6 protein-coding genes and 1 pseudogene are annotated in these 13,035 nt (G+C 73.7%); 5 read left to right on the forward strand and 2 right to left on the reverse strand.

Going from position 1 to position 13,035, the window contains the following annotated elements; genetic code table 11:
- Window positions 1–148 precede the first annotated feature (148 nt).
- Together AB0O00_RS17675 and AB0O00_RS17680 are read right to left on the reverse strand one after the other, a co-directional pair.
- Window positions 149–1,876: an LCP family protein gene (locus AB0O00_RS17675; protein WP_363652725.1), complete on the reverse strand. Its 1,728-nt coding sequence runs from the start codon at window positions 1,874–1,876 to the stop codon at window positions 149–151.
- Between the two features lie 245 nt (window positions 1,877–2,121).
- The gene (locus AB0O00_RS17680; RefSeq protein WP_363652727.1) at window positions 2,122–4,080 is read right to left on the reverse strand and encodes an AarF/UbiB family protein; all 1,959 of its coding nucleotides are present in this window, start codon (window positions 4,078–4,080) and stop codon (window positions 2,122–2,124) included.
- Window positions 4,081–4,310: 230 nt separating this feature from the next.
- Here AB0O00_RS17680 and AB0O00_RS17685 point away from each other — a divergent pair.
- The 5 genes and pseudogenes from AB0O00_RS17685 to AB0O00_RS17705 all read left to right on the forward strand — a co-directional run.
- A pseudogene (locus tag AB0O00_RS17685) lies at window positions 4,311–4,556 on the forward strand (hypothetical protein); the annotation flags it as partial.
- Window positions 4,557–4,776: 220 nt separating this feature from the next.
- Window positions 4,777–6,132 carry a type VII secretion integral membrane protein EccD gene (eccD, locus tag AB0O00_RS17690; RefSeq protein ID WP_363652729.1) on the forward strand — a complete coding sequence of 452 codons (1,356 nt, stop codon included), beginning with the start codon at window positions 4,777–4,779 and terminating at the stop codon, window positions 6,130–6,132.
- Window positions 6,133–6,188: 56 nt separating this feature from the next.
- Window positions 6,189–7,355, forward strand: coding sequence for a MinD/ParA family protein (locus tag AB0O00_RS17695; protein ID WP_363652731.1), 1,167 nt, complete (start codon window positions 6,189–6,191; stop codon window positions 7,353–7,355).
- A gap of 2 nt (window positions 7,356–7,357) precedes the next feature.
- Window positions 7,358–11,332 (forward strand): type VII secretion protein EccCa, encoded by a 3,975-nt coding sequence (gene eccCa, locus AB0O00_RS17700; RefSeq protein ID WP_363652733.1) that lies wholly within the window; start codon window positions 7,358–7,360, stop codon window positions 11,330–11,332.
- Between the two features lie 53 nt (window positions 11,333–11,385).
- Window positions 11,386–12,804, forward strand: coding sequence for a DUF6177 family protein (locus AB0O00_RS17705; protein ID WP_363652735.1), 1,419 nt, complete (start codon window positions 11,386–11,388; stop codon window positions 12,802–12,804).
- The last annotated feature ends 231 nt before the right edge of the window (window positions 12,805–13,035 follow it).

Consider the following 13,035-nt stretch of genomic DNA (forward strand, 5'->3'; position numbering starts at 1 on the left):
GGGTGCGTGCATCGCAAGGCGGAGGAGGGACGCGATGCGGAGCATCGGCGACCGACGACAACGCGGCGAGGTGCGTGCCCCAACGCCGCACGGCAGGCGGGAGTCCGGAGACAGGCCCCGGGGCCTGTCTCGCGTGAACGGATACGGGTCAGCCGCCGCTGCCGTAGGTGGTGTTCGCGCAGATGTCGTCGTCCGCGGAGCGGGCGTCGTTGGTGACGGTGGTGGGCAGCGGGGCCGGGGCGCCGGCGGCGGCTGCGGCTGCGGGGGCGCTGGTCGGAGCGGCGGCGGCGCCGTTGGCGGCGGCGAAGTCCTTGCCCACGATCACCGTGACGCCCGCCGAGGTGCCGGACTCGACGGTGGCGCCGGGGAACAGCGCGGCGACCTTCTCGGCGTTGGCCTTCTGGCCCGAGCCGTACTCGATCATGGTGGTCTTGTACTTCGTGCTGGCCGCCTGGCCGGCCGTGGTGGCGGTGAACTTGGCGGTCTTCAGCAGGTCGGTCGCCTTGCCGGCCAGCCCGTTGGTGACCGTGCCGTTGTAGACGGCGACCTTGACGGCCTCGTTGGAGGTGTCGGCGGCGGGCGCGGACGGGCTCGGCGCGGCCGGCTGGGGCGAGCTGGGGGCGGCCGGGGCGCCGTCCTGCTGGCCGGTGGCGTTCTGGCCGTCGATGGTGTGGTCGGCCTTGAGCGTGTCCCAGAGCTTCTGGGCGTCCGGCTGCACCAGGTCGATGTTGGCGTCCTGGGTGCGGTAGCGCCAGGGGGCCGTCACGAACTTGAGGTCGTGCATGTCGATGTTCTTCAGCGACAGGCCGAAGGACAGCAGCTTGTCGGCGGAGCTCAGCCCGGGGTCGACGGTCAGCGACTTGGTGGCGGCGTCGGCGAGCGGCAGCAGGTTGGTGGGGCTCAGCCCCTCCTTCTTGATCTTGGTGGCGAGCGAGCTCATGAACGCCTGCTGGCGCTTCATCCGGCCGATGTCGGAGCCGTCGCCGATGCCGTGCCGCAGCCGGACGTAGTCGAGCGCCTTCTGCCCGTCCACGGTCTGCTTGCCCTGCGGGAGGACGAGCTCGCCCTTCTTGTGCAGGTTGGGGTTGATGTCGCCCTCGTAGATGGCCTTGGGCAGGCACACGTCGACGCCGCCGACGGCCTTGGTCATCGAGGAGAAGCCGTTGAAGTCGACCACGATGGTGTGGTCGACCCGGATGCCGGTCAGCTTCTCGATCGCGTTCTGGGCGCAGGCGGGGTTGCCGGCGTCGCTGCCGCCGACCGAGAAGGCGGCGTTGAACAGGTCGTTGGTGGGCTTGGTCCACTTGCCGCTGGGCAGCTTGCAGGATGGGATCTGGACGATCGCGTTGCGCGGGATGGAGATGCCGACGGCGTGCTTGTGGTCGGCGTAGACGTGCAGCAGGATCGTCGTGTCCGAGCGCGCGCCGCCGTCCTCGCCGCCGCCGAGGTCGGAGTTGTTGCCGCCGCGGCTGTCGGAGCCGATGAGCAGCACGTTGACCGGCTTGTTGCCGTCCGCGTCGGCCTGGGCCTCGGGCGGGCGGTCGGTGGCTATCGCGTCCGCGTCGAAGGACTTGATGTTGCTGTTCAGCTTGAAGTAGATCGCGCCGCCGGTGCCGGCGAGCAGCACCAGGACGCCGGCCGCCGACCAGGCGACGATCTTCTTGACGTTCTTCTTCGGCTTCCGGCTGTTGCGGGCCGCCGCACGGCCGCCGCCGCCCGCGGGCGGGGCGCCCTTGCCACCCTTGCCCTGCGCGGCCCTGCGCGCCTCGGCCCGTCCTCCGGCGCGCGGCTGCGGGACGGCGCTGTCGCCGTCCGTGGTGGCCGCGTCGGGCGCGTCCTCGCCACGAGCCGGGCTCTCGCCCCGTTGACCTGCCATCCGCGTACCTTTCACCGCCGGAAGCGCTGCCCGTGATGATCGGGCACACCGTACTGTGGGAGACGGTCGGGACCGCACCCGGGTTGCACAATACGAAGGCCATATAAGAACTACGGCCATCAACGGAGAATACAAGCCGGTCACTCGCGCACCGTGTGACCAAGGTCTCCGCACCGGACGGGCGCAGCGCGGGCGGGATACCGGCCCGCCGTGCGCGAACCGGGATCCCGGGAGGCCGGCCACCGTCACCGCCGGTGCTTGGGGCCGATCATCAGGAAGAGCACCCGCGTCACCAGCACCGCGCTGATCACCATCAGGTTGTAGCCGAAGAGTTCGAACAGCCCGAGCCCCTTGCTCAGCATCGGTCCGCCGCTCGTGCGCAGCAGTTGGACGCCGACCAGGCCGATCACGCCGGCGAGGAAGGCGAGCAGGATCTCGTGGACCAGCGAGCGCACGAAGCGGCGGTCCTCCGGGTCGGCGAACATCCGCACGCCGACGGTCAGTTGGCCGCCCTCGATGGCCGCGCCGATCCGCTCGACCCGGCGCGGCAGCCGGCGCAGCACCGGTACCAGGCCGAGCAGTTCCTCGGCGACGTCGCGGCCGAGGGTCTCGGGCCTGAGCTTGCGCAGATGCTGGGCGGCGGCGATGGACCGGGCCTCGGCGACGACGTCGTAGCCGGGCACCAGCCGGTCGAGCGAGCCCTCCATGGTGGCGAGGGCGCGGAACACGGCGGCGATCTCCGGCGGCACGGTGATGCCGTGCCGGGCGACGATCGCGAACAGGTCGGCGAACATCTCGCGGTCCGGCTTGACCCCGGGGGCGAAGTGCCGGGCGAGGAACTGACCGACGGCGCGCTCCAGTTGGCGCTCGTCGATGTGCTCGGGGTGGACCACGAGCTCGATCAGCGCGTCGGACAGGCCGCCCGGGTCGCCGCGGTGCAGGGCCAGCAGCATGCTCCGCAGGGTGGCCCGCAGCGAGCGGTCGATCCGGCCGACCGAGCCGAAGTCGAGCATGCCGAGGGTGCCGTCGTCGAGCAGCAGCAGGTTGCCGGGGTGGGGGTCGGCGTGGAAGACGCCGCTGGTCATGATCTGGCCGAGCAGGCACTCCAGCAGCGCGCCGGCCAGCGCCTCGCGGTCCAGCCCACGCTCGTCCAGCACCTTGGGCGCGCTGTGCAGGGGGATGCCGGTCATCCACTCGCTGACCAGCACCCGCCGGCCGGTGAGCCGCTCGTGCACCTCGGGCACCCGGACCAGCGGGTTGCCGCCGGACTGTTCGACGGCCGCCGCCACCGACACGGTGTTGCGGGCCTCGATGCGGAAGTCGAGCTCCTCGTGCACGGAGACGGCGAAGCCCTGGGCCAGCGCGACGGCGCCGACGCTGCGGCCCCACTCGGTGTGCCGCTCCAGGCGCTCGGCGAAGCGGTAGAGGATGTCCAGGTCGTCGACGACGATCTCGCGCGCGCCGGGGCGCTGCACCTTGACCGCGACCTGCTGCCCGCCGGACAGCCGGGCCCGGTGGACCTGGGCGATCGAGCCGGCCGCGTACGGCTGGGTGTCGAACTCGGCGAACACCTCGTCCGGCGCGGCGCCCAGCTCCTCGCGCAGCACCCGCTCGACGGACTCCCAGGGCTCCGGGGAGGCCTGGTCCTGGAGCAGGCTCAGCTCGGCGATGAACTCGTGCGGCAGGAGGTCGTAGCGGGTCGACATCACCTGCCCGAGCTTGACGAAGGTGACCCCGGCCTCCTCCAGCGCCAGCCGCAACGAGGCCGCCAGCACGGCCCGTTCGGCGGCGGCCCCGGGCCCGCGGCGGGTGCGCCCGCTGATGAACCGGCCGAGGCCGTGCCGGACGAAGATCCGGCTGAGCCGGCCGTAGCGCCGGGTGCGGGCCACCTGGCGGCGCAGCGAGCCCGGCAGCCGGGCCAGGCCGAGCACCGGGGACGAGGGCAGCAGCACCTCGGTGGCCGCCAGGAAGACCATGGCGACCACCAGCGAGACCCCGACCTCCAGGGTCACCAGGGCGAAGGGCTGCACGCCGCGCAGCGGGTAGCTGACGAGGCTGCCGCTGGCCAGGCCGACCGCGCCGGTGGCGATCGCCCGCCCCTTGCCCAGCCGGATCCCGAGCAGCCGGCGCGCGCCCGAGGCGAGGCCGAAGACGAAGACGCACAGCGACAGCGCCCCCAATAAGACGATGGCGGCAGTACTCATGGTTGTTCCCCCCGTGGTCCGTAACCGGCCATCGATCGTATGGTGCCGACCCGCCGTCAGAAGGGCCGCCCGGACGATCGGGTGCCGCTCCTCGCCTTACGCGCGCCTCCCCCGCGTCCCCGCAATCCCCTCACAGCCCCCGCCTCTTCCCCCCGCCGACGGGGTGTGCTTCGGCCGGACGCATGCCTTATGTTGCACAGGCAACACACGGGGGAGACGGCAGGCGGCGAATGGCACGGGACTACGACAGTCAGCTGCTGGAGTCGGTGGCGGTGCGTCGGCGCAGGATGCGCGACGCGCTGCTCTTCGGCGCGCAGCGGGTGCGGCGGACGGCCGACGAGCGGCTCGGGAAGGTGTTCGTAGGGATCGCGATCGCGGCCGTGCTGTGTGCCGGCTGCGTCGGGTGGTCGTTCCTGCAGACCACGCTGGCCAAGCAGAAGGCCGAGCAGCAGAAGCAGCAGCAACAACAGCAGCAGTTCCAGGTGCCCCACGACTCGCCGGACCCGTCGCGCCCACCCACGCCGCAGGTGTCACCGACGGTGGCCCCGACAGCGGCCCCGACGGCAGCTCCGTCGGCGGCCCATCAGGTGAGCCCTCAGGCGGCACCGGCAAAGGCTGCGAAATCCCCCGAACCGGCCCATTCGTAGAAGCATCGGCCCGAGAGGTCGCAAAGGTCGCGATGATAGGTTCCCGCAAGTGGTGAGCACAGCAACGACGTCCCCGGCCCGTCTCAGCAGGGTCACCCTGATCGGGGAGCGGCGCCGGGCCGACGTGGTCCTGCCCTCCGACACCCCGATCGGCCTGCTGCTGCCGGACGTGCTGCAGCTGCTCGACGACCGGGCCGACACCCGTCCGATGACCCGCCAGCTGGTGACCTCGGACGGTTCGGCGCTGCCGCACGACAGCACCCTGGACTCCGCGGGCGTCGCCGACGGCGCCGTGCTGCGCCTCGTCCGCGCCCACTCCGCCCCGCCCGCCCCCGTCGTGCACGACGTCGTCGACCTCGTCGCCGACGACCTGGACCTCCAGGCCTGGCGCTGGCGCCCGGCCGCGCGCCGCGGCAGCGCCGGGGTCGCGACGGTGGCGTTCGCGGTGACGGCCGCCGTGCTGGCCCGGCACGAGTTCCCGCTGGCCTCGCTGGCCGGCGGGCTGCTCGCGGTGGCCGCCGCGCTGCTGGCCGCGGGCGCGCTGGTGTCGAAGATCGGTCCCGGCAACCGGGGCCTGGCCACGGCGCTGCTGCTGGCCGCGGGCGGGCTCGGCATCCTCGGCGCGTGGAGCGCCGCGGACGCCTACCACTGGGGGCCGCCGCTGCGGCTGGCCGCCGTGGTGGGCTCCCTGATCGTGACGGTCGTCATGCTCGGCTTCTTCTCGCCGCTCGGCCGCGGCGGCCTGATCGGCGCCGGCGCCCTCACCGCGATCACCGCGGTGTGGGAGGCGGCGGCCGCCGTCCACACCGAGCCGGCCCGGGTCGGCGCCCTGATGGCGCTGTTCTCGGTGGTACTGCTCGGCGTCCTGCCGCGGCTCGCGCTGATGGCCTCGGGCCTGACGGCGCTGGACGACCGCCGCTCGGCCGGCGCCTCGGTGAGCCGCCACTCGGTCGGCACGGCCCTGGCCGCGACGCACCGCGGCCTCGCGCTCGCCACGATCGCGACCGCCGCGTCGGCCGCCGCCGCGGGCTGGCTGCTCACGCTGGCCGCGAAACCGACGGCCTGGACGGTGGTGCTACCGTCGCTCGTCGCCGTGGTGCTGCTGTCCCGGGCACGGGCGTTCCCGCTGGTCGCCGAGGTCGTGGCGCTGCTGGCCGCGGCCGCGGTGCTCGTGGTGCGCCTGGTGGTGCTGTGGGTCGGGCACGGCGGCGGGGCCGGGGCGCTGGCCGTGCTGTGCGTCGCGGCGGTGCTGCCGCTGGTCGCGCTGGCGGTGCAGCCGCCGGAGCACACCCAGGTGCGGCTGCGCCGGGTGGCCGATCTGGTGGAGTCGATCGGCATGGTGGGGCTGTTCCCGCTGGCCGTCGGGGTGTTCGGGGTGTACGGGCAGCTGCTCGGCAAGTTCTGAGTCGCCGAGTTCTGAGTCGCCGGCAGCAGGTCGGATCTGGAGGGGCAGAGGAAGTCATGTCGAACGGGGAGAACTGGCAGGGCGACGTCCTGCGCGACCTGCGGGCCCAGCTCGACGGCTCCGCGTGGGGCCCGCCGTCGGCCGACGCGGCCCAGCCGTCGCCCGCGGGACCACCGCAGGACCAGGTCCCGTACGACCACGCGCCGCCGCAGGCCCTCGCCGCGCAGCAGTTCCAGCCGGAGCAGTTCCAGCCGCCGCAGGACCGGCAGCCGTACCCGCAGCCCCAGGTGACGGCCCAGCGGACGCCCGAGTCCCGCCCCACCGTCGACCGCAGCCTGACCGCGCTCGGCCGCAAGCCGCGCGGCGGCGAGCCGTTCGCCGCACGGGCCGCGCACGCGGTGTGGAAGAACGTCTCCTCCTCCGCCTCCCGCGAGGTCGCCGAGATCACCCGGATCGCCGAGGCCCTCCAGCAGCCGGTGACCACCGGCCGCCAGATCGCCGTCACATCGATCCGCGGCGGCGCCGGCAAGTCGACGGTCGCCGCCCTGCTCGGCACCACCTACGCCCACTACCGCCAGGACCCGGTCCTGTTCGTCGAGGCCGACACCGCGCTCGGCTCACTGCCGATCCGGCTCGGCACCGAGACGCTGCGCTGGACGGCCAGCGACCTCGCCGAGATCGTCAAGCCGCAGATGTCCCTCCTGGACATCACCGGCTACCTGGTCCAGCTGCAGAACAACTCCTGGCTCCTGCCGGGCAGTCAGGGCCAGATCGGCGCGATGCTCGACGCCCGCGGCTACCAGCGCGTCATGGTCGCGCTGCGCCGCTACTTCGGCGTCACCGTCGTCGACTGCCAGACCCTGCCCGACGAGGTCGCCCGCGTCGCGCTCTCCGCCGCCCAGGCCCGGGTCATCACCACCCCGGCCACGCTCGACGGCATCTCCAGCACCCACGCCGTCCTGCAGTGGATGCGCGCCCTGCCCGCGCACGTCATCGCCGGGACGGTCGTCGTCGTCACCGAACTGACCCCGCACGCGGGCGTCGACGTCGAGGCCGCCGTGCGCACCCTGCGCTCCACCGGCACGACCGTCCACGTGCTCCCGTACGACCGCCACCTCGCCGCCGGCGGCATCATCCGGACCGACCTGCTCGCCCGCGCCACCCGGAGCACCGCCACCCGGCTCGCCGCGGACGTCTTCCAGCTCTCCCAGAAGCGCCACTGACGATGAGTACCCGACTGATCCACCGCCCGGCCCGGACGGTCCGTCCGCCGGCCGCCCCCGAGGCCCGCACCATCGAGGCCCCGCCCAACCTGCCCGAGGGCAAGGCCGGCAACGTCGCGATGTCGCTGCTGCCGATGGCCGGCGTCATGTCGTCCGTCGTCATGATGACGGTCGTCCGCAACAGCCAGTTCGCCGGACTCGGCGCGATCATCCTGCTGGTCACCGTCCTGGGCTCGGTCGGCATGCTCTTCTCCCAGCGCGGCAAGGCCCAGCGCACCCGCCGCACCCAGCGCGAGGCCTACCTCGCCTACCTGGAGGACCTCCGCGAGGAACTCGCCACCGAGGAGCGCGCCCGCGGCGACCACGCCGACGTGCTCAACCCGCCGCCCGGCGCCCTCTACGACATCGTCCGCGACCCGGCCCGGCTGTGGGAGCGCCGCCGCGTCGACGGCGACTTCCTGCGGGTGCGCGTCGGCACCGGCGAGATGCCGGTGCGCGACCTGCGGATCGGCCAGCAGGCCTCCTCCGCGCTCACCCCGCCCGACCGCTTCATGCTCAACGAGGCCTCGGCGCTGACCACCCGCTTCCGCACCGGCACCGAACTCCCGCTCACCGTCCCGCTCGACCGCGTCGGCGACGTCAGCGTCATCGGCCCGCGCGAGGACTGCCTGCGGGTCGCCCGCGCCCTGCTCGCGCAGACCGCCGCCCTGCACGCGCCCGACGACGTCGCCGTCGCGCTGGCCGTGCCCGGCGAGCGGCTCGCCGACTGGGAGTGGGCCAAGTGGCTGCCCCACCTGCTCGACCCCGACCAGTACGACGGCCCGGTCGCCGCCCGCCGCATCGCCCCCTCGATGGCCCAGCTGGCCCGCCAGCTCGGCCCCGAGCTGCGCCGCCGCGCCTCCTACGCGGCCGAGGTGCGCCGCGGCCTGTCCGGCGCGGACGCGCTGTCGATGAGCTCCCGGCTGCTGGTCGTCGCCGACGGGCACGGCGAGGACGCCGTCGACCTGCCCCGCCCGGACGACGCCGTCGGCCTGCGCGAGATGGGCGTCACCGTCCTGCACCTGCTGGAGCGGCGCATCCAGGAGCCCGGCCAGATCGGCGTGCGGATCACCGTCGAGGGCGACCAGGTGCTCATCGAGGACCTCCGCCAGGACCAGCCGATCAGCGCCCACGGCACCGTCGACGAGGTCGGCCCGTCCTTCGCCGAGGGCCTGGCCCGGATGCTCGCCCCGCTGCGGCTGTCCGCCGAGTCGCTCGGCGACGCGCCGCTCAGCGGGCCGGTCGAGTTCGCGGGCCTGCTCGGCATCGACGACGTCGCCCACCTCGACCTCGCCCGGCTGTGGGCCCCGCGCGGCGAACGCGCCTTCCTGCGGGTGCCGATCGGCATCAGCGACAGCCACGACCCGGTGCTGCTCGACCTCAAGGAGTCCTCCGAACTGGGCATGGGCCCGCACGGCCTGTGCGTCGGCGCCACCGGCTCCGGCAAGTCCGAGCTGCTGCGCAGCCTGGTGCTCGCCCTCGTGGCCACGCACCCGCCGGAGGACCTCGCGCTCGTCCTGGTCGACTACAAGGGCGGCGCGACCTTCGCCCCGTTCGCGAACCTGCCGCACGTGGCCGGCGTGATCACCAACCTGGAGAACCAGGCCGGTCTGGTCGAGCGCGTGCACGCCTCGCTCGCGGGCGAGGTCAAGCGCCGCCAGCAGGTCCTCAAGGACGCCGGGAACGTCGCCGACATCGGCTCCTACGCCGCCCTGCGGGCCGAGCGCCGGCCCGACCTCGACCCGCTGCCGCACCTGTTCGTCGTCATCGACGAGTTCGGCGAACTCCTCACCGCCAAGCCGGACTTCATCGACCTGTTCCTGTCCATCGGCCGGATCGGGCGCTCCATCGGCGTACACCTGCTGCTCTCCAGCCAGCGCATCGAGGGCGGCAGCCTGCGCGGCCTGGACACCTACCTGTCCTACCGGCTCGGCCTGCGCACCTTCTCCGCCGACGAGTCCCGCACCGTCCTCGACACCACCGACGCATTCCACCTCCCGCCGCTGCCCGGCTTCGGCTACCTCAAGGTCGACACCAGCCACTACGAGCGGTTCAAGGCCAGCTACGTCTCCGGCGCCTACCGCGGCCCGGTCCAGCGCGACGACGAGGACCCGGGCCCGCTCGCCCTGGAGTACGGCGCCTTCAACACCCCGGCCAAGGCCGAGGGCCAGGACGGCCCGGAGCCGGCCGCCCGCCGCCGCACCACGGGACCGACCGAACTCGGCGTCGTCGTCGGCCAGCTGGAGAACGCCGCCGCCCCCGTCCGGCGGATCTGGCTGCCGCCGCTGCCCGCCGCGATCGCGCTGGACACCGTCGCCGGACCGCTCGACGTCGGCCCGCGCGGCATGCAGCTCACCGGCCGGCGCGGGCGCCTCCAGGTGCCGCTCGGCCTGCTCGACGACCCCACCCGGCAGTGGCAGGGCAACTGGTTCCTGGACCTCACCGTGGCCGGCGGCCACGTCGCCTTCATCGGCGGCCCGCAATCCGGCAAGACCACCCTGCTGCGCACCCTCGTCCTGTCGCTCGCGCTCACCCACACCCCGCAGGAGGTCGGCGTCTACGGCCTCGACCTGGTCGGCGGCGGCCTCCAGGCGCTGGCCGGCCTGCCGCACGTCGGCGGCATCGCGGGCCGGGCCGACCGCGAGCGCGCGGCCCGCACGGTCGAGGAGGTCCGGGCGATGCTCACCGCCCGCGAGGACCTGTTCCGCGACCACAACATCGACTCCGTCGACCAGCTGCGCACCCTGCACGCCGCGGGCCGGCTGCCGCAGCTCGCCTCCGCCGAGATCGTCCTGGTCATCGACGGCTTCGGCGCGCTGCGCGACGACTTCGAGGAGCTCGACGACGCCGTCGTCGACATCCTCAAGCGCGGCGGCGGCTACGGCATCCACGTCGTCGCGGGCATGCTCCGCTGGAACGACGTCCGGATCGCCGCCCAGTCGAACTTCGGCACCCGGATCGAGCTGCGGCTCAACGACCCGACCGAGTCCAGCATCGAGCGCAAGCTCTCCGAGACCCTCTCCCCCGACGAGCCCGGCCGCGTCCTGACCGACGGGCGGCTGTTCGCCCAGGTCGCGCTGCCCCGGATCGACGGCCTGGCCGACAACGGCGAGCTCGGCACCGTCCTGGAGCAGACCGCCAGGACCGTCCGCGCCACCTGGACCGGCGAGCTCGCCCAGCCGGTCCGCGTGCTCCCGCACGTCCTGGAGCCGCACCTGCTGCCCGGCCCGGTCGCCGAGCCGCGGCGGGTGCCGATCGGCCTGGACCAGGGGGCGCTCGCGCCCGTCCTGCTCGACCTGTTCCACCACGACCAGCACCTGCTGGTCATGGGCGACAGCGAGTGCGGCAAGTCCAACCTGCTGCGGACCATCGCCGGCGGGCTGATCGAGCGGCACGGCGAGGACGAGATCGTGTTCGCCGTGATGGACCCGCGCCGCAGCCTGCGCGGCGTCATCCCCGAGGAGTACAACGGCGGTTACGCCTACAACGCCCGGATGTGCGCCGGCCTCGCCGCCGCCGTCGCGGGCGAGCTGGAGAAGCGGCTGCCGGACGAGAACGCGCCGCTGGAGGACCTGGAGCCGGGCCGCTGGCGCGGCGGCGGCCCGCGGATCGTGGTGCTCGTCGACGACTACGACGTCCTCACCACGGCCGGCCAGGGCCCGCTCGCGCCGTTCCTGCCCTACCTGCCCTCCGCGGCCGACATCGGCCTGCACTTCGTCCTGACCCGCCGCGTCGCGGGCGCCTCGCGCGGCATGTACGAGCCGCTCGTGCAGGGCCTGCGCGAGTCCGGCGCCTCGGCGCTGGTGATGACCGGCGACCGCGGCGAGGGGCAGCTGTTCCCCGGCGTGTACGCCGCGCAGCAGCCCGCCGGGCGCGGCGTCATCGTCCGCCGGGGGCAGCCGAACCGGCTGGTCCAGACCGTGTACACGCCCGAGTAGGCGCACGCTTGATTCGCCGATTGACCGCTTGAGCAACCGAAGGACTCGACGACATGACCAAGGACGTCATCGCCCTCACCCCGCGGATGCCGGACGCCTGGACGGTGCTCGCCGGCCTGCTCTCCGGCGGCCCCGACAAGCTCCTGGACACGACGGGCGAAGGCGCGGTCGTCCAGCTCCTCGACGAGCAGGCCAGGCCGCTGGTCTCGGTCGAGGCCCCGCTGCTGGTGCAGGTCCCGGGCGAGGCCGAGCGCCTGCTCGGCGCGACCCCGCCGCGCGTGCCGTACTGGTGGACCGAGGCCCGCGCCACCACCGGTGTGCCCGACGCCGAGAACCTCGCCGGCACCTTCGCGGCCCGCGTCGCCCACCTCGCCGACGGCACCGCCTGGCCGCGCGAGGCGACCCGCTCGCTGGCCGTCGTCGAGACCGCCGGGATCACCGCCGCGCCCACCCCGGCCGCCGCGCAGCCCGCCGTCGACGTGCTGACCGAGCAGGTCGCCGTGGTCATCATGGACCGCCCGATGGTCGCCATGACGGCCTGGCTCTCCGACGCCTTCCGGGCCGCCGCCGAGTCCAACCGCGGCCTGCAGATCGTCACCCCGGCCGGCACCACGCTCTCCCCCGCCGTCCGCGGCAACCTGCCCGGCTGGCCGTCCCGCTGGGTCGTCCAGGACGCCCGGGACGGCTACTACGACGGCCTCACCGGAGCCGTCCTGCGCTGGCAGGAGGGCATGTTCGCCACCGTGGTGAACCCCGAGGGCACCGCGGACGACCCGCGCACCCCGGTCGCCGACTCCTACCAGGACGTCTCGGCCACCGGCGACCTCCAGCTGGCCGTCACCTTCCGCGCGGCCCACCCCGCCGACGCCCGCCTCGTGCTCGGCGGCGCCCTGGAGACCGTCTGGCGCGAGCTCACCGGCGAACCGCCGGCCGGCTGGGGCACCGCCGAACCCGCCAACCTGCCCTGGTCTCCCGGCCGGCTCACCGACCTCGCCTACTCCCGGGCGCCCGAGCCCACCTGGTTCGTCGTCGTCGGCAACCCCGAACGCCCCGGCCTGGCCACGCTGAAAGTCACCCGCACCGCGACCGGCGTCGAGGAGGAGGTGACCCTCGCCTTCGGCTACGGCCCCGGCGAGGAGCCGCCGCTGGACGCCCTGCCGCGGATGGCCGAGGCCCTGGTGACCCGCCACCGGCTCAAGTCGATGCTGCTCCAGCTGCGCCGCGCCCGCCGCGACCTCGCGGTGCCCGCGACCTTCGAGGGCCCCGGCGTGCCGCTCGCCTTCGTGCTCGGCGCCGAGGAGGTCCGGACCATCCCGGACGACCGCGCCCGCCGGACGCCGCTGTCGGCGGAGCCTGTCAGACTGGGTCCGAAGGCCCGGCCCGCCTACTACTACCCGCTGCCCGGGGATCCGTCCGACCTCTCCGGGTGGGCCGAATTCGAGCGTCTGGTGCGGCATTTGAAGGGCGAGTGAAGGCCTCGTCGACGACCGACGGCGCCACGCCTGGTGGTGTGTCATACGTTGGTCACAACCCCGGGGCCACACCTTGCGGCCGGGATATAGGTTGATAGAAATGGACATACTTACAATTCGTCGAGCGATTCGTCGAGCGGACGGGGGAGCGGTATGAAGTTCGACATGGGGACGCAGGCGCTGCAGACGCTGATGTCGGGGTCGAAGACCTCGAACCAGGATCTGGGTGCG

This window comes from Kitasatospora sp. NPDC093558, from assembly GCF_040683475.1.
In the GTDB taxonomy this organism is placed as follows: domain Bacteria; phylum Actinomycetota; class Actinomycetes; order Streptomycetales; family Streptomycetaceae; genus Kitasatospora.

What these genes read in the sequence shown, in the direction of transcription:
- AB0O00_RS17675 (WP_363652725.1), bottom strand. Translation starts at nt 1,876, where the DNA reads ATGGCAGGTCAACGGGGCGAGAGCCCGGCTCGTGGCGAGGACGCGCCC.
- AB0O00_RS17680 (WP_363652727.1), bottom strand. Translation starts at nt 4,080, where the DNA reads ATGAGTACTGCCGCCATCGTCTTATTGGGGGCGCTGTCGCTGTGCGTC.
- AB0O00_RS17695 (WP_363652731.1), top strand. Translation starts at nt 6,189, where the DNA reads ATGTCGAACGGGGAGAACTGGCAGGGCGACGTCCTGCGCGACCTGCGG.
- eccCa (WP_363652733.1), top strand. Translation starts at nt 7,358, where the DNA reads ATGAGTACCCGACTGATCCACCGCCCGGCCCGGACGGTCCGTCCGCCG.
- AB0O00_RS17705 (WP_363652735.1), top strand. Translation starts at nt 11,386, where the DNA reads ATGACCAAGGACGTCATCGCCCTCACCCCGCGGATGCCGGACGCCTGG.